The 15,971-nt window shown below is 75.0% G+C and carries 15 protein-coding genes; 6 read left to right on the top strand and 9 right to left on the bottom strand.

Features of this window, described 5'->3' with window-relative positions:
* The first annotated feature begins 101 nt into the window (after positions 1 to 101).
* Positions 102 to 791 (top strand): GNAT family N-acetyltransferase, encoded by a 690-nt coding sequence (locus tag ACZ34W_RS20765; RefSeq protein ID WP_465606045.1) that lies wholly within the window; start codon positions 102 to 104, stop codon positions 789 to 791.
* A 257-nt stretch (positions 792 to 1,048) separates the two neighbouring features.
* Here ACZ34W_RS20765 and ACZ34W_RS20760 read toward each other — a convergent pair whose 3' ends face one another.
* Entirely contained in the window at positions 1,049 to 1,348 is a 300-nt protein-coding gene (locus ACZ34W_RS20760; protein WP_329485741.1) for a WhiB family transcriptional regulator, read from the bottom strand.
* A gap of 393 nt (positions 1,349 to 1,741) precedes the next feature.
* Positions 1,742 to 2,551: an SDR family NAD(P)-dependent oxidoreductase gene (locus ACZ34W_RS20755; RefSeq protein WP_329485740.1), complete on the bottom strand. Its 810-nt coding sequence runs from the start codon at positions 2,549 to 2,551 to the stop codon at positions 1,742 to 1,744.
* 375 nt (positions 2,552 to 2,926) lie between these two features.
* On the opposite strand from ACZ34W_RS20755, the gene ACZ34W_RS20750 reads away from it, so the two are divergent.
* The 4 genes from ACZ34W_RS20750 (at position 2,927) to ACZ34W_RS20735 (ending at position 6,879) form a co-directional block, all read left to right on the top strand.
* Positions 2,927 to 5,326: an excinuclease ABC subunit UvrA gene (locus ACZ34W_RS20750; protein WP_329485739.1), complete on the top strand. Its 2,400-nt coding sequence runs from the start codon at positions 2,927 to 2,929 to the stop codon at positions 5,324 to 5,326.
* Between the two features lie 151 nt (positions 5,327 to 5,477).
* Positions 5,478 to 5,852: a helix-turn-helix transcriptional regulator gene (locus ACZ34W_RS20745; RefSeq protein ID WP_329491999.1), complete on the top strand. Its 375-nt coding sequence runs from the start codon at positions 5,478 to 5,480 to the stop codon at positions 5,850 to 5,852.
* 10 nt (positions 5,853 to 5,862) lie between these two features.
* On the top strand, positions 5,863 to 6,279 hold the full coding sequence (locus ACZ34W_RS20740) for a VOC family protein (protein ID WP_329485738.1): 417 nt from the start codon (positions 5,863 to 5,865) through the stop codon (positions 6,277 to 6,279).
* A 114-nt stretch (positions 6,280 to 6,393) separates the two neighbouring features.
* On the top strand, positions 6,394 to 6,879 hold the full coding sequence (locus ACZ34W_RS20735; RefSeq protein ID WP_465606041.1) for a hypothetical protein: 486 nt from the start codon (positions 6,394 to 6,396) through the stop codon (positions 6,877 to 6,879).
* Positions 6,880 to 6,952: 73 nt separating this feature from the next.
* Here ACZ34W_RS20735 and ACZ34W_RS20730 read toward each other — a convergent pair whose 3' ends face one another.
* From ACZ34W_RS20730 to ACZ34W_RS20700, 7 genes are all read right to left on the bottom strand, one after another.
* Positions 6,953 to 8,479, bottom strand: a complete 1,527-nt coding sequence (locus ACZ34W_RS20730; protein ID WP_465606039.1) for a cytochrome P450 — start codon at positions 8,477 to 8,479, stop codon at positions 6,953 to 6,955.
* 125 nt (positions 8,480 to 8,604) lie between these two features.
* On the bottom strand, positions 8,605 to 9,213 hold the full coding sequence (locus tag ACZ34W_RS20725; RefSeq protein ID WP_329485733.1) for a GTP-binding protein: 609 nt from the start codon (positions 9,211 to 9,213) through the stop codon (positions 8,605 to 8,607).
* On the bottom strand, positions 9,194 to 9,553 hold the full coding sequence (locus ACZ34W_RS20720) for a DUF742 domain-containing protein (RefSeq protein WP_329485732.1): 360 nt from the start codon (positions 9,551 to 9,553) through the stop codon (positions 9,194 to 9,196). Before ACZ34W_RS20720 ends, ACZ34W_RS20725 begins: the two co-directional genes overlap by 20 nt.
* Positions 9,550 to 9,957, bottom strand: coding sequence for a roadblock/LC7 domain-containing protein (locus tag ACZ34W_RS20715; protein ID WP_329485730.1), 408 nt, complete (start codon positions 9,955 to 9,957; stop codon positions 9,550 to 9,552). Before ACZ34W_RS20715 ends, ACZ34W_RS20720 begins: the two co-directional genes overlap by 4 nt.
* Positions 9,954 to 11,522, bottom strand: coding sequence for a sensor histidine kinase (locus ACZ34W_RS20710; RefSeq protein ID WP_329485728.1), 1,569 nt, complete (start codon positions 11,520 to 11,522; stop codon positions 9,954 to 9,956). The genes ACZ34W_RS20715 and ACZ34W_RS20710 overlap by 4 nt, the downstream gene beginning before the upstream one ends.
* 663 nt (positions 11,523 to 12,185) lie before the next feature.
* The gene (locus ACZ34W_RS20705; RefSeq protein WP_465606036.1) at positions 12,186 to 13,511 is read right to left on the bottom strand and encodes a diacylglycerol/lipid kinase family protein; all 1,326 of its coding nucleotides are present in this window, start codon (positions 13,509 to 13,511) and stop codon (positions 12,186 to 12,188) included.
* A 173-nt stretch (positions 13,512 to 13,684) separates the two neighbouring features.
* Entirely contained in the window at positions 13,685 to 14,011 is a 327-nt protein-coding gene (locus ACZ34W_RS20700; protein WP_329485725.1) for a carboxymuconolactone decarboxylase family protein, read from the bottom strand.
* Positions 14,012 to 14,584: 573 nt separating this feature from the next.
* Between ACZ34W_RS20700 and ACZ34W_RS20695 the strand changes: the two genes are divergently transcribed.
* Positions 14,585 to 15,691: a hypothetical protein gene (locus tag ACZ34W_RS20695; protein ID WP_329485724.1), complete on the top strand. Its 1,107-nt coding sequence runs from the start codon at positions 14,585 to 14,587 to the stop codon at positions 15,689 to 15,691.
* The last annotated feature ends 280 nt before the right edge of the window (positions 15,692 to 15,971 follow it).

Raw genomic sequence — 15,971 nt, 5'->3', positions numbered from 1 at the left:
CACCGGCGGGGCGGGTGCCCGAGGTCCGTCGCCCCGCCCCGGGCGGCCCCGGTGACGCGGATCACGGGAACCGGCCCGGGAGCCTCGAAGATCCACTCGGGGTGTCCACTCCTTCGCCGCCCGCCTCCGGGGACGGGGACCTGCTGCTCGTCGCCGAGCTGCCGGCCTTCGTCCCGCCGTTCGGGCGGGCGGCTCCCCCCGCTGCGGGGCCGGCCGGTGGCGGTGGGATGATCATGCGCATGAAGCACATCATCAGGGCGGTGGACGCCGAGGACTGGCCGAAGATCAAGCAGCTCCGGCTGGACGCGCTGCTCGATCCGGCGGCGCCCATCGCCTTCCACGACAGCTACGAGAAGGCGGCCGCCCAGCCGGACGAGTTCTGGCAGGAGCGCGCCGCCGGTGCGGCCGAGGGCGTCGCCGCGCGGCAGTTCGTCGCGGAGGCGGCCGACGGGCGCTGGCTCGGCACCGTCTCGGTGCTGGTCGAGCACGCCGGTACGGCGACCTTCTTCGGTGATGTCCCGGAGCAGGCGCAGACCCATGTCGTCGGCGTCTTCGTGCGGTCCGAGGCGCGCGGCAGCGGTGTCGCGCAGGGGCTCTTCGAGGCCGCCCTGGACTGGTCCTGGTCGCTCGCCGAGCCGCGCGTCGAGCGGGTGCGGCTCTTCGTCCACGAGGCCAACGGCCGGGCCGGGGCGATGTACCGGAAGACCGGCTTCGAGCCCACCGGCCACCACCTCCCCGCGCCGGGGGACGGGACCGCCCGCGAGATCGAGCTGGCCGTCCGGCGCGGCTGACCGCCACCACGGCGGCACGGTGTGCGCCGTGCCGTCCGCGACGGTGGCGCGGCGCGGGCGAGGAGCCCCGCCGCGCCACCGCCGCCCGCGTGTGCGGGGCTGCCGGTGCCCGGCCGGCCGCGGCATGGCCTCGGCCGGCCGGGCTCGGGGATCGGTCCCGGCTCCAGGGCTGCGGAGCCGTCCGGCGGTGCGACCGACCCCGGGAGGTCAGGAAGCCCCGGACGTCAGGCGTCCGGGAACGCAGGAAGCCCGGGACGTCAGGCGGCCGGGCGGACGACGGTCCGGTCGTGGACGAAGAGGGCGTGGCGCTCCTCCGCGCCCAGCCCGCCCCAGACGCCGAACGGCTCACGCGCGGCGAGGGCGTGGCGGCGGCACTCGATCCGCACCGGGCAGTCACCGCAGAGGGCCTTGGCCGCTTCCTCGGCCTCGCCGTGGCCCGCGTCGGCGGCGCCCACGCGCTGGAAGAGGCGCCTGCCGTCGGTGCTCCGGCACGCGGCGTGCTGCGGCCGGTTCCAACGGTGCTCCGGTGTGCCGGGCAGGTGGGAGATGTCGCTCACGCTACGGCTCCTTGTCGACGACGAACGGGCGCGGTGCGTGCCTCGTCTGACCCGGATCGGTCGTTTCATGCCTGCCGTCCCGGGCCGGGTTCGCCGCCGGGGCCCCGTCGCACCGCGAACCGGACCGGCCGGAGCGGCCCGGGCGGCCACCGCCGCCCGCACCGGACGGAGCAGGCCGGCGCCCGGCTGCGGCGCGGCGAGGTCGCCGAGCCCCGTCCGGATCGTGTCGTCCGGGTCCGGGGCCCCGGGAGGGCGAGCAGAGCGGGAGGGTGGCGTCCCGCAGCCGCAGCAGGGCGGGCAGCGGCCCCCGTGCCCGGACGGCGGGTTCGACAGGGCGTGCGGAGCGCCGACCAGCCGGGCGACCGGCTCGCGGTCGGACGAGCCCGGGCGGTGTCACGCGCCGTGCCGCGGCTCCAGCCGGAAGTCGAAGGCCGTGGTGCCCGGGTCGAGGGCGGTGACCCCGCCGTCCACGGTGAGGACCGCGCCGTTGACGTAGCTCGCCGCCGGGGACAGCAGCCAGCCGATCGCCGCGGCCACCTCCTCGGGCTCGCCCGGCCGGCCGGTCGGCGTCAGCCGGGTCGCCTCCCGGTACGCCGCGTCGGTGTCGGCCAGTCCCTCCTCGTCCGCGAAGCGGGCCATCCGGCGGTCGGCCATCTCCGTGCGCACCCAGCTGGGGCAGACGGTGTTGGCCCGCAGCCCGCGGTGGCCGTAGTCGACGGCGAGCGAGCGGCAGAGCTGCAGCAGCGCGGCCTTCGAGGTGGCGTAGGCCGCGTTCCCCACCCCGTTGCGCAGGGCGGAGACCGAGGAGACCGCCACCACGGATCCCCGCGACCGCAGCAGGTGGGGCAGGGCGGCCCGCAGTACGAGGAAGGGACCGGTGAGGTTGGTGCGCATCACCAGCTCCCAGTCGTCCAGGGTGACGTCGCCGACCGAACCGCCCCGGCCGACACCGGCGTTGAGCACCACCCCGTCCAGCCGGCCGAAGGCGGAGACGGTCTCCTCCACCAGGGCGTGCACGTCGTCCGGGTCGGTGGTGTCCGACACCCGGGCGAGCGCGCCGGTCTCCCGGGCCACCCGCTCCAGCGGCTCGGACCGCCGCCCGGAGACCACCACCCGGCAGCCCTCCGCCCGTAGCAGCCGGGCGGTGGCCGCCCCGATGCCGGTACCGCCGCCGGTCACGATGACAACGCGCTGATCGGACATGGGTGGGCGCCTCCGCCGGTATCGATGCTCCGTGAACCATCGGATCCTATGCTCACGCCGTGTCAGGTCCCTTCGTGCCGGAGGCCGTGACCCAGGACCGCGATCGAAGGCCGCGACCGGCGACCGGGGACCGCGACCGGAGACGACCGCGCGGCCGCCGGGCGGGCACCCGGACCGATCAGGATCCGAGAAGCCGCGACCGCCCGCTCGTGCCTAGCCTGGTTCCGCGACCCCGCGGGCGACACGGCCGGATCGGCGAGGTCCGCCGGCCCGGCCGGGGACACGAGAGTGTCGGTGGGACCTGGTTGGATCGAGCCGGTGCCGCCGAGACAGCCCGCGAGGGCGGCCCGCACGACGGATGGAGAGACGACAGCCATGGCCAAGAGGACGGACGCGCAGCCGACTGCGCCGCACGCTGCCGACAGCCACGACGTGATCCGCGTGCACGGCGCGCGGGTGAACAACCTCAAGGACGTCAGCGTCGAGATCCCGAAGCGCCGGCTGACGGTGCTCACCGGTGTCTCCGGCTCGGGCAAGAGCTCCCTGGTGTTCGGCACGATCGCGGCGGAGTCGCAGCGGCTGATCAACGAGACCTACAGCGCCTTCGTCCAGGGCTTCATGCCGACGCTGGCGCGGCCCGAGGTCGACGTCCTCGAAGGGCTGACCACCGCGATCATCGTCGACCAGCAGCGGATGGGCAGCGACCCCCGCTCCACGGTCGGCACCGCCACCGACGCCAACGCGATGCTGCGCATCCTCTTCAGCCGGCTGGGCGAGCCGCACATCGGCCCGCCGAGCGCCTACGCCTTCAACGTGCCCTCCGTCCGGGCCAGCGGGGCCATCACCGTCGAGCGCGGCGACAAGAAGACGGTGAAGGCGACCTTCCAGCGCACCGGCGGCATGTGCCCGCGCTGCGAGGGCCGGGGCAGCGTCTCCGACATCGACCTCACCCAGCTCTACGACGACTCCAAGTCGCTCGCCGAGGGCGCGTTCACCATCCCCGGGTGGAAGTCGGACAGCTTCTGGACGGTGCGGGTCTACGCCGAGTCCGGTTTCCTCGACCCGAACAAGCCGATCCGGAAGTTCACCAAGAAGGAGATGCAGGACTTCCTCTACCGGGAGCCGACCAAGGTGAAGGTCGAGGGGGTGAACCTCACCTACGAGGGCCTGATCCCCAAGATCCAGAAGTCCTTCCTGTCCAAGGACAAGGAATCGCTGCAGCCGCACATCCGGGCGTTCGTGGAGCGGGCGGTCACCTTCACCACCTGCCCCGAGTGCGAGGGCACCCGGCTCAGCGAGGGCGCCCGGTCGTCGAAGATCGGGCGGATCGGCATCGCCGAGGCCTGCGCGATGCAGATCAGCGACCTGGCCGTCTGGGTCGGCGGCCTCACGGAGCCGTCGGTGGCGCCCCTGCTCACCGCGCTGAAGCAGACCCTCGACTCGTTCGTGGAGATCGGTCTGGGTTACCTCGCGCTGGACCGGGCGTCCGGCACGCTGTCCGGCGGCGAGGCCCAGCGGGTCAAGATGATCCGTCACCTCGGCTCCTCGCTCACCGACACCACCTACGTCTTCGACGAGCCCACCGCGGGTCTGCACCCGCACGACATCCAGCGGATGAACGACCTGCTGCTGCGGCTGCGGGACAAGGGCAACACGGTGCTCGTGGTGGAGCACAAGCCGGAGACGATCGTGATCGCCGACCACATCGTCGACCTCGGCCCGGGCGCCGGCACGGCGGGCGGCACCGTCTGCTTCGAGGGCACCGTCGAGGGGCTGCGGGCCAGCGGCACCGTCACCGGCCGCCACTTCGACGACCGGGCCGCCGTCAAGGAGGAGGTGCGCAAGCCCACCGGCGTGCTGGAGGTCCGGGGCGCGACGGCCAACAACCTGCGGGACGTCGACGTCGACATCCCGCTCGGGGTGCTGGCCGTGGTCACCGGTGTCGCCGGCTCCGGCAAGAGCTCGCTCGTGCACGGCTCGCTGGTCAAGGGCCCGCTGGGCGCCGAGCAGGGCGTGGTCTCGGTCGACCAGAGCCCGATCCGCGGCTCGCGGCGCAGCAACCCCGCGACGTACACCGGGCTGCTCGACCCGATCCGCAAGGCGTTCGCCAAGGCCAACGGGGTGAAGCCGGCCCTGTTCAGCGCCAACTCCGAGGGAGCCTGCCCGACCTGCAACGGCGCCGGGGTCGTCTTCACCGACCTCGCGATGATGGCCGGCGTCGCCAGCACCTGCGAGGAGTGCGAGGGCAAGCGGTTCCAGGCGGCGGTGCTGGAGTACCGGCTCGGCGGCCGCGACATCAGCGAGGTGCTCGCGATGTCGGTGACGGAGGCGGAGGAGTTCTTCGGCGCCGGTGAGGCGCGCACCCCGGCGGCGCACGCCGTCCTCGGCCGGCTGGCCGACGTCGGGCTCGGCTACCTCAGCCTCGGCCAGCCGCTCACCACCCTCTCCGGCGGCGAGCGGCAGCGGCTCAAGCTGGCCACCCACATGGCGGACAAGGGCGGCGTCTACGTCCTCGACGAGCCGACCGCCGGTCTCCACCTCGCCGACGTCGAACAGCTGCTCGGCCTGCTCGACCGGCTCGTCGACGCCGGCAAGTCGGTCATCGTCGTCGAGCACCACCAGGCGGTCATGGCCCACGCCGACTGGATCATCGACCTCGGCCCCGGCGCCGGCCACAACGGCGGCCGGATCGTCTTCGAGGGCACCCCGGCCGAGCTGGTGGCCGCCCGCTCGACGCTGACCGGCGAGCACCTCGCCGCCTACGTCGGAGCCTGACCCCCACCGCCCGCCCGCGCGGACCCCGGCGTCCGCGCGGGCGGGCGGTGGGGTCCGCGCCCGCCCCCGGTCCGGGGCGCTGTGGGAGACTGGCCGGGTGAAGCGGCAAGAGCTCGACGACCTCGTCCGGCTGCGGCGGGCCCGGGACCGGATGGACCGCGACTACGCCGAGCCACTGGACGTCGCCGCCCTGGCCCGGGATGCCCTGATGTCCTCGGGCCACTTCTCCCGCAGCTTCCGCGCCGCCTTCGGCGAGACGCCCTACAGCTACCTGATGACCCGCCGCATCGAGCGGGCCAAGGCGCTGCTGCGCCGCGGCGACCTCACGGTGACCGAGGTGTGCTTCGCGGTCGGCTGTACGTCGCTCGGCTCGTTCAGCACCCGCTTCACCGAGCTGGTCGGCGAGAACCCGAGCAGCTACCGGGCCCGTGACCACGAGGACGGCGCCGCCGTCCCGGCCTGCATCGCCAAGATCCACACGCGGCCGGTCAGGAACGGAGAAGCGGGCGCCGCCCCCCGGTCGTAGCCTGGGCGGCATGGACATCAGGCTCTCGCAGTGCTTCATCGCCGTCGACGACCACGACAAGGCGATCGCCTTCTACCGCGACGTGCTCGGCCTGGAGGTGCGCAACGACGTCGGGTTCGAGGGGATGCGCTGGGTGACCGTCGGCGCGCCCTCACAGCCGGACGTGAACATCGTGCTCGAACCGCCGCTCGCCGACCCGAACGCCTCCTCGGCGGACCGGCAGGCCATGGCGGAGCTGATGGCCAAGGGGCTGCTGCGCGGTGTCATCTTCGCGACGGACGACTGCGACGCCGCCTTCGAGCGGGTCAGCGCGGCCGGCGGGGAGGTGTTGCAGGAGCCGATGGACCAGCCCTACGGCGTCCGCGACTGCGGGTTCCGCGATCCGGCCGGCAACCTGGTGCGGTTCACCCAGGCCCTCGCGAGGTGACTCCCGGCGAACGTGCCCGGTGGGCGCCGGCCCCGTCCCGGACGGGAGGTCACCGGCCGCACCCGGCCGGTCCGTTCGGCTCGGAGCGCCGCGTGCGGGCGGGCGGTGGGCCGGGTGTCCGATGAGGCCGGCACGGGCCCGCAGCGGGCACCGATGGTGTGGGCGCTGGCGATCCGGGAGACGGTCGACGGGCCGCCGCTCGCCGAGGTGATCGTGGAGGTCGGCGCCGCGCTGCACGGCGAACTCGTCGAGAACCTGGTGGACAGCGGGTTCACGCTGGCGGCGGGGGACCCGCCGGACACCACCGGGGTGCTGGAGGTGCGCGGCCCGCTGCTGGCCAGGCTGGTCCTGGTCGGCGGGCGGCAGGTGTGGGAGCCCGCCTCCCCGGTCGAGGTCTCGCCCGGCTGGGAGTCGGCGGCCGAGGGGCGCGGCCGGGCCGTCGTCCTCGTGGTGCCGCCGGGAACGTGGCCGCCCGGACTGATGTCCCTGGAGCCGCGGGAGCGCATGGAGGTCTTCACCCGGAGTCTGGAGGAGGCACGGGTGGCCGGGCGGGTGCTGCACGGCACGGCCGCCGTCGACCTGGACGAGGCCGAGGCCTGAGCCGGACCGGGGAGCGGGGCCCGGCTCAGAGCCGGAAGCCCGGAGCCGGGCCCCGCTCAGGGACCGGAGCGGCTCAGGGCCGGAACCACCGGGTCAGCGCGTCCCACCAGGAGCGCCGCGGCCGGGGCACGGTGACGGCGGCTGCGAGCGCGTCCTCGGCGACGGCCGGACCGGCCGGCTCGACCCCGACGGCCTGCGACGCGGTGGCCTGTGCCCCGACGGCCTGCGGCGTGGCGGGCGGCGGTGTGGAGGGAACGCTGCGCGGCGGCGGCAGCGTGCCGGTCGGGGCCCGCCGCTCGCCCTCGGGCGTCCTCGGGGTGAACTCGACGGGCAGGGCGGACAGGTGGCGCGAGATCCAGGCCGACGTCCAGCTCAGCTCCTCCTCCTCGACCGCGAGGCGGAGGTCCGGCAGGCGGGTGAGCAGGATGTCGATCCCCGTCTCGGCGATGGCCCGGCCGATGTCCTGGCCGGGGCACTCGTGCGGACCGGCGCCGAAGGCCAGGTGGGAGCGGTTCCCGTGGAGGGGCGTGGCCAGGTCGGGGCGGATGGCAGGGTCGGAGTTGCCGGCCGCGAGGCCGAGCAGGAGCATGTCGCCGGCCTTGATCTGCTGCCCGCCGAGTTCGGTGTCGCCGGTCGCCCAGCGGCCCGCGACCAGCGACATCGGCGCCGCGTCCCAGAGCACCTGGTCCAGGGCGTCGGCCAGGGTCATGTGGCCGCCGGACAGGTGGGTGCGGAACCGCTGGTCGGTGAGGACCATCTTGAGGGTGTCCGCGATCAGGTTGACGGTCGTCTCGTTCGCGGCGAGCAGGACGACCCGCAGGTGTTCGAGGACCTCGTCGTCGGTGAGCCCGGCCTCGTGCTGCATCAGCCGGGACACCAGGTCGGGGCCGGGGGAGACCCGCTTGCGCTCCATCATCCGGCGCAGCGTCGCGACGACGTAGTCGTTGCTCGCGATGGCCGTCTCGGTGCCCTTCATCAGGTCGCGGGCGGCGGAGACCAGGTGCGGGCCGTACTCCTCCGGCATGCCGACCAGTTGGGTCATCACGAGCATCGGCAGGTGCTCGGCGAACTGGGTGACCAGCTCGGCCCGGCCGGTGGGGCCGAACTCCTGGACGAGCTGGTCGGTGAAGCGGGTGACGTGGCGCCGCACCCCGCGCCGGTCGAAGCTGTTCAGCCCGTCGGTGACGGCGCCGCGCAGGCGCTTGTGCTCCTCGCCGTCGGCGAACACGCAGAGCGGCTGCCAGGCGATCACCGGCATCAGCGGCGAGTCCGGGGAGACCAGCCCGTCCTGGAAGGCCGACCAGCGGCGGGAGTCCCGGGAGAACCGGGAGGGCGTGCGCATCGCGATGAGGTTCGCGGAGTGGCCGACGATCAGCCAGGCCGGGAGGTCGCCGTGCAGCAGGACCGGTGCCACCTCGCCGTGTTCGGCGCGCAGCTTCTCGTACAGGCCCGCCGGGTCGGCCTCGGCCTCGGGCCCGTAGAGCCGCCGGAGGCCGCCGGCGCCCAGGCCGCCGGTACCGGAACCGCCGGTGGCGAGGCCGTGCGCGGGGCAGCCGGGCGGCGGGGTGGGCAGGGCGTCCTCAGGGAACGGGGAGGTCACGGTGGCTCCGGGGTCGGGGCGGGGCGGCCACTCGGAGGCGGCCGTCGCGGGCGGGGGGAGTGTGAAGGGCGGCGGGGGCACGGCCCGGGCTCCGGCCGGGGAGCGCGGTGGCCGGGCCGTGCCCCCTAGGGCGCCGGGCGGTCGTACAGGTAGCGCATCAGGGCGAGGAGCACGTCACGGCTGGACTCGCGGGTGCGGGCGTCGCAGTCCACGATCGGCACCTCGGGCGGCAGGTCGAGCGCCGCCCGCAGCTCCTCGACGGGGTAACTCGGCGACTCGGGGAAGGTGTTGGCCGCGACGACGAACGGCACGCCACGGTCCTCCAGCCGTCCGATGACCTCGAAGCTGACTTCGAGCCGACGGGTGTCGACGAGCACGACCGCGCCGAGCGCACCCTCGAACAGGCCGTTCCAGAGGAACCAGAACCGCTCCTGCCCGGGGGTGCCGAACACGTACAGCACCAGTTCCTCGTTGATGCTGATCCGGCCGAAGTCCATCGCGACCGTGGTCGAGGTCTTGCGCTCGATCCCGGCCGTGTCGTCGACGTCGGCTCCGGCCTGCGTCATCGTCTCCTCGGTCGTCAGCGGGCGGATCTCGCTCACGGAGCCGACCAGGGTCGTCTTGCCGACCCCGAAGCCCCCCACGATCACCACCTTGACCGCCGTGGTGGCCGAGGCCGGCAGGAGGTCGGCGCGCTGCGGGCCCAGGGCCGTCTCAGAGTCTCTGAAGTCCATGTATCACCGCCTCCAGCAGGGCGCGTTCGGGAAGGATGGCCTGGGGGACCCGCATCCGGGCCTCGATCAGCTCCTCGGCGAGGAGGTCCGCCAGGAGGACGGTGACCGCGCTCATCGGCAGTCGCAGATAGGCGGAGATCTCGGCCACCGACAGGGGCGAGCCGCAGATCCGCAGGATCGCCGCGTGCTCCGGCTGCATCGAGGGAGTCGGCTGTGCCCGGGAGACGATCAGGGTGACCAGGTCGAACGTGGTCTGCTCGGCCGGTCCGCCGCGGCCGCGCGTGATCACGTAGAGGCGTTCGGCTTCTCCGTCGTCCCAGTCCTGGTCGGTCGCACTCACGCGACCTGCCCGCCGTTGCGCGCCGGTGTGGTGAGGTGCTCGCCGATCCGGGCGACCAGGTCGCGCATCCGCTGGCCCATCAGCCCGGCGTCGACGCCCTCGTCGGCGAGCACGGCGAGGTAGGCGCGGGCGCCGGCCGCCATCAGGTAGAAGAAGCCGCCGCCCATCTCGATCACGACCAGCCGCATCCGGCCGTCGCTGTGCGGGAACTCGTGCCCGACCGCGGCGGCGAGGCTCTGCAGGCCGGCGCAGGCGGCGGCGAGCCGGTCGGCGGTGTCGTTGTCGGTGCCGTGCTGGGCCATCCGCAGACCGTCGGCGGAGAGGACGACGACGTGCCGGGTGTACGGGACGCTCTCCGCCAGATCCTTGAGCATCCAGTCCATGTTGCTCCGCTGCTGAATCACTGCTCGCTCTTCCCTGACGACTCTTCGCTGGTGGGGCCGGCCGTGTCGGTGGACGGCGTGTGGCCGTTCACCCCCTCGGTGAACGCGGCCAGCCACATACCGGGCTGGGCCGGCGCCTGGGCCGGGGCCGGCGCGGGCTCCGGGGCCCGGGGGGCCGGGGCGATCCGGGGGGATTCGGCCGCGCCCCGTCGGTAGGGCGCGGCGTGGCGGCGGCGCTGGGGCAGGCCGTTCGCGGTCCGCTCGGTCACCACCGGCACGTCGTCGCCGACAGGGAACGGCTGCGAGGCGGTGGCGACGGTCCGCGAACCCCAGGGCCGCGAGACGGACACCGGACGCGTCCGCTCCGAGGGCCGGGGCGCGGTGTCCGGCGCCGGCAGGGGGTTCGCGGCGGCACCGATGCCGTGGGCCCGGCCGGTGGCGGGGGCGGTGGTGATCAGCTCCTGCGGCACGATCAGCACCGCGCGCACCCCGCCGTAGGCGGAGGGCCGCAGCGAGATCTGGAACCCGTAGGCCTGCGCGAGCCGTCCGACCACGGCCAGGCCGAGCCGGGGGGTCTCCCCGAGGTCGTTGAGGTCGATGCCGGCCTGCGCCTCCAGGAGCATCCGCTCGGCGCGGGCCCGGCCCTCCTCGCTCAGGCTGAGGCCGCCGTCCTCGATCTCGATCGCTATGCCGGTCTGCACCTCGACGGCGGTCAGGTGCACGCTGGTCTGCGGCGGGGAGTAGCGGGTGGCGTTGTCGAGCAGCTCGGCGACCGCGTGGATGAGCGGCTCGACGGCCGGTCCGACCACGGCGACCTGGGAGACCGGGTGCAGTTCCACCCGGCGGTAGTCGAGGATGCGCGACATGCCACCGCGCAGCACGCTGTACAGCGGGACCGCCCTGCGCCACTGGCGACCGGGGCGGGCGCCGCCGAGGACGGCGATGCTGTCGGCGAGGCGGCCGATCAGGGCGTTGCCGTGGTCCAGGCGCAGCAGGTCCTCGAAGACCGCCGGGTCGTTGCCGTGCCGGTCCTCCATCTGGCGCAGCTCCTGGGCCTGCCGGTGCACGATCGCCTGAACGCGGCGGGCGATGTTGACGAAGGCCCGCTGGGTGGCCTCGCGCATGCCCTCCTCGGTGTCGACGATCTCCAGGATGCTGCGCAGCACCGCCAGCCGGGCGGCGTGGAACTGCGGGCCGGTGCCGGTGTCCTGGGGCTCGTACGACCGCACGATCTCGTCGGTCGAGGTGCCGCGCCGGAGCCGGGCGATGGCCTCGGGCATGGTCGTCTGGGCGAGCCGGAGGGTCTCGGCCTCCTGCCGGGCCAGCCGGCGGCGCAGCTCGTTCTCCTGGAGGGCGAACCGTTCGCGCAGGGCGGCGAGGGCGCGGCCCCGGCGGGCCGTCTCGGCCGCCACCACCGCCACCGCCGCGGTGCCCACCGCTCCGGACCAGAGGACCCCCGCGCGGGCGCCGGTGGAGACCACCAGCGCGGCGACGACAGCGGCGCCCGCCGTCACGACCGTGGGCACCAGCCACACGAGAACGGGAGCCGGGCGTCGGCCTCCGGGTGACGATCCAGCACGAAGCATCAGCATCCTCAAGCGCTCGAAGGAGTGGGGAGAGTGGGCGGGGGCCGGCTCCGGCGGCGCCGGACCGTGGGCGGACCGGCGCCCGCACCCGGCCGGGCGGCCCCGGCGCGAAGGGTGCGCGCCGGGACCCGGCCCGGGGTCGGGACAACCGGAACTCCGGGACATTTCTGACGAAAGATCAGTAACAGTGTTTTATAGCCGATTCGGTGTGGCTCTGTCGCACGTTCCGCGGAACCCGGACGCCGGCCGGATCGGGCCGGCCGGCTGAGCACAGGCACCACACTTGCCCTGTCCCGGGCCCGCCGTACCGTGGCCCGGGCGGGGTTCGCTCATGTGAGGGGTATCCCCGGGAAATCCCCCCGCAGCGTGGCGAGTTCGTGCTAGGCCGAGGTCTGCGAGGGGCCTTCGACGGGCCGTGCGGAGGGACTTCGGCAGGTGATGCGCGGTGGACGCCGGCCCCGGTGGACCGTCAAGGCCGTTCCCCCGAAGCGTCGTTGCCCGGACGGTCCGGGCGGACCGGCGTACGCCGCCGGTGATCGGAGGCGCGCCGGTCCGGTGGTCCCGGCGCGACCGGAACCCGCGCAGGGCGGTCGAAGTCCGCGACCGGCGCGCGGGCGCTCCGACGCGCCCCACCGTCGCGCGCCCCCGTCTCCAGGCGCCCCGTCACCCCGACGGGGGCCGGCGGCCCAGGGCGAGGGCCGCGACCTCGCGCCAGTCCATGGCCGGCCGGGCCGGCGGGGCCCCCGGGCGGTCGCGCGGCACCAGCACCCGCAGCGCACCGGGCCGGACGGCGCAGGTGACCGGGGTCGGGAGCCGCAGCGCCTCCCCGTCCACGGCGACCGAGATCCGCCCGGCATCGGCGTCGACCACCACCCGGGGCGCGGTCAGGACGCGCAGGCCCGCCGCCCGGCTGCCCCGCAGCGCCACGGCGGCGGCCTGCGACGCGTTGCCCACCCGGATCCCCACCACCCCCAGCGTCGCCCGGTCCAGCCGCGGCCGGCGGTTGCCCACCACGGTCGGTTCGGGAGCCGTGTACGGGTTGTTGCTGACCAGCAGCGCCTGCTGTCCCGTCAGCCGGGTGCCGTCCGCCAGCACCGCCTCCAGGGCGTGCCCGGAGTGGCCGAGGAGGAGGTCGGGGAGGGCGCCGAGGGCCGAGCCGGCCTTGGCGTCGCGGTACTGCGGGGTCTGCACGATCTCGGCGTAGGCGCCGAACGAGGCCGTGTTGACGAAGGCCCGGCCGCCCACGGTGCCCAGGTCGACCCGCAGCTCCACCCCGTCGGTCAGCGCGTCCAGGCAGCGGGCCGGGTCGTCGCGGTCCAGGCCGAGGTCCATGGCGAAGTGGTTGCGCGTCCCCGCCGAGATCACCAGGAACGGCAGGTCGTGCTCGGCGGCGACCTCGGCCACCGTGGCCTGGGTGCCGTCGCCGCCGGCCACGCCGAGCAGGTCCGCGCCCTCCGCGACGGCCCGGCGGGCGAGTTCGGCGACGTCCACGTGGGTCGCGGTGTCCAGCAGGACGACCCGGGCGCCCAGGGCCTCGGCCCGCTCCACCAGGGCGAACCGGTCGACCTTGCCGCCGCCGGACCTCGGGTTCATGATCAGCACGGGGTGCCGGGGGAGCGCGCGGGCCACCGCCCGCATGCCGTGGAAGGGCCGGGCCGCGCGCAACGCCGACCGCGCGAACGCCGCGGCGACCGCCCACAGGGCGAGCGCGGCCAGCGCCACCGGCCAGAGCCCGGCCCGGGCATAGCCCACCACGACGGCCGCGGGCGCCGCGACCACGAGCAGGGCGCCCGCCAGCCGGACGACCCCGTGGTGGGAGACCACCCACCACGTCCCGGCCGCCGTGAGCGCCAGCCCGGCCAGCCCGACGGCGAGCACCAGGATGCCGCCGGCGCCGACCGTGCCCACCAGCACGGCCACCGCGCCCAGCACACAGGCCAGGGCCGCCCGGGCGGACCAGCGGGCACTCAGGAGGGAACGGGACGCCATGCTGCGCGTCTCCTCGGTCTTCGCCCGGCACCGGGCACGACGCTCCCGGCGCGCCCGGGCGCGGGGCGTCCGGTCACCGGGTGCCCGGACGGTGTCGACCGGCCACCCGGTTCGGGTGGTCGCGGCTGGGCGCCGGCCTCGCGGCACGCCGCCCGCCGGTGGAGGGAAGGGTGTCAGCCGCCCGCCGCGATGTCGGTCTCGGCCACCGCGATGGCCATGCCGAGGGCCTCCGCGATGTGCCCGGCCGCCGACATCACGCGGGCGGTGCCCACGATCGGCGCGATGGCGACCAGCACGTCCTGGAGCTGTGCGGCCGTCAGCTCGGCTCCGTCGGCGGCGCCGATGTGGGCCAGGTAGGACATCGGTGGTGCGTCCATCGCGACGAGCGCCGCGATCCGGGTGAGGAGGAAGGTGTCCATCGGCAGGCCGCACCGCTCGACCGAGTCGAGCGTCATGGCGGCCAGGGTGTCGAGCACGGGGGTTTCGGATGCGCTGGTCATACCGGGCCATCTCCTTCGCCGGGAGGGGCCGGCACGTCGTCTCCGGGAGCAGCGGACCGCTCGCCCTGCCGTGCCCCCGTACACCGACCATAGGCCGGATGGGTGGCGGTCGCACTCCGCGGCGGGCCTCCGGGGTCGGGCGCGCCGGCCCGCCGTACGGGCCCGCCCGCCCCCACACCGGGCCGCGTTCCGGTCACCGCCGCGGCGCGGGCGGTGTGGTACGGCCGGGGCGGCCGACCGGCCGTGAGGTTCCGGGTGCCGGTGGCCACCGGCCGGTGGGGGCGGAGCGTCCGGCGGGCGCCGCCGGGGCGGGTGGGGCGGTCCGGCGAACGGCCGACAACCGCCGTCCGGGACATGCCAGAGGCCTGGGCCTGCGGCCGGTGCGCTCCTACGATGTGAGGCGCCGTCGGCCTGACCCCGACAGCGTCGGCCGACGTCGGACACCACCGGGCTCTCCGGGCACCGGTGCGTCCCGTCGGCCACGGCCCGCCCCGGGGACCGGGAGCGGGCTCGTAGCGCAGGCTGCACCGACGCAGGCCGCACACCCCTCCTCACCACCCAGGGAGTACGCCCATGCATGCCCGCACTGTCGCACCGTCGTTCAGACCCGTCCGCGCCGTCCTGCTCGTTCTGACCACGCTGGCCGCCGTGGTGGCGGTCGCCCTGCCGACGGCCGGCCCCGCCCGGGCCGCCGTGCCGGACCGCTGGGGCTTCGCGTTCCTCGACAACCCGACCCCGCCCGCCGGGTACGTTCCCGACCCCACCCGGCAGTGGGGCAGCTGGCCCTCCCCGGCGAGCAACCCCGTCAAGGTCGACCAGCTCGCGGTCGGCTCCTACCTCGTGCACTTCCCGTTCATCGCCGGCCCGGGCGGCATCGCCCACGCCACCGCCGTCGGCCGTACCGGCAACTGGTGCCAGATCAAGGGCTGGTCCACGGCGGGCACCGGGCAGGACGTCGCGGTGAACTGCTACCGGCCGGGCGGCGCCCCCGACAACACGCTGTTCACCGTGCTCTACACCACCAGCAGCGGGACCCCGTCGCCGGCCGGCGGCTCCTACGGCTACACCTTCTCGGACATCTCGGGGGCGGTGCTCGCGCAGTACAACTCCGCCGGCGCGGTCAACACGGTGAGTCACGGCTCGACCGGGATCTGGAAGGCCTGGCTTCCCGGTCTGGGCCTGTCCACCGCTGCCGGGAACATCGAGGTCACCGCGGTCGACGCGGTCCAGGGCGCGCGCTGCAAGGTGGCCGACTGGGCGCCGGCGGCGTCCGGTCAGACCGTGGTGGTCAGCTGCTTCAACGCGGCGGGCGCGCCGTACGACACCCGGTGGACGCTGAGCTACTCCCTCAAGCGCGCCCTGCACGGGCCGGCGTTCCCGCCGAAGTCGTTCGGCTACCTCTGGTTCAACGGCGGGGTCCCCGCGGCGACGAACTTCAACTCCAGCGGCGCGACCAACACGCTGGCCGGTTCGGTCCCGTTCACCATCACTCTGCCCGGGGTGGCCGTCCCCTCGGACACCGCGCACGCCACGGCGTACGGCCCCGGCCCGGGCTGGTGCGGGCTGGCCCTGCCGTGGGCCCGCAGCGCCGGCACGGTGAAGCTCTACACGATCTGCTTCAACGCCGCCGGATCGCCGGTGTCGGCGCCGTTCCTCACCGCCTACACCTCGGCGTTCTGACCGCCTGGGGCCGGCCCCGGTCGTCGGGGCCGGCCCCCGGCAGTCCCGGACCACTCCCCGCCCGCGCGGTTCCGCCCGTTCGCCCGGGCCGGGCGCGGCCGTATCCGCGATGCCACGGCGCGCTCCGGAGGGCGTGAGCAAGATATCTGATGAGCAGTCAAAAGCACTGAACAGTGGAGGTTCGACTCGGTCCGTCGGCCGCTCCGGTGTGCGGGCCGACGCGCGGAGGCCGCGCCGGGCCCGGGCGGCCGGCGCGGCCTCCACGCTCACCGATCCCCCT

It is taken from the genome of Kitasatospora sp. NPDC022856, from assembly GCF_055561235.1.
Note: the sequence above shows the minus strand (reverse complement) of the source record. Positions and strands in the feature narration are given on the sequence as shown.

What these genes read in the sequence shown, in the direction of transcription:
- ACZ34W_RS20755 (WP_329485740.1), bottom strand. Translation starts at nt 2,551, where the DNA reads ATGTCCGATCAGCGCGTTGTCATCGTGACCGGCGGCGGTACCGGCATC.
- ACZ34W_RS20750 (WP_329485739.1), top strand. Translation starts at nt 2,927, where the DNA reads ATGGCCAAGAGGACGGACGCGCAGCCGACTGCGCCGCACGCTGCCGAC.
- ACZ34W_RS20745 (WP_329491999.1), top strand. Translation starts at nt 5,478, where the DNA reads ATGGACCGCGACTACGCCGAGCCACTGGACGTCGCCGCCCTGGCCCGG.
- ACZ34W_RS20740 (WP_329485738.1), top strand. Translation starts at nt 5,863, where the DNA reads ATGGACATCAGGCTCTCGCAGTGCTTCATCGCCGTCGACGACCACGAC.
- ACZ34W_RS20725 (WP_329485733.1), bottom strand. Translation starts at nt 9,213, where the DNA reads ATGGACTTCAGAGACTCTGAGACGGCCCTGGGCCCGCAGCGCGCCGAC.
- ACZ34W_RS20710 (WP_329485728.1), bottom strand. Translation starts at nt 11,522, where the DNA reads ATGCTTCGTGCTGGATCGTCACCCGGAGGCCGACGCCCGGCTCCCGTT.
- ACZ34W_RS20705 (WP_465606036.1), bottom strand. Translation starts at nt 13,511, where the DNA reads ATGGCGTCCCGTTCCCTCCTGAGTGCCCGCTGGTCCGCCCGGGCGGCC.
- ACZ34W_RS20700 (WP_329485725.1), bottom strand. Translation starts at nt 14,011, where the DNA reads ATGACCAGCGCATCCGAAACCCCCGTGCTCGACACCCTGGCCGCCATG.
- ACZ34W_RS20695 (WP_329485724.1), top strand. Translation starts at nt 14,585, where the DNA reads ATGCATGCCCGCACTGTCGCACCGTCGTTCAGACCCGTCCGCGCCGTC.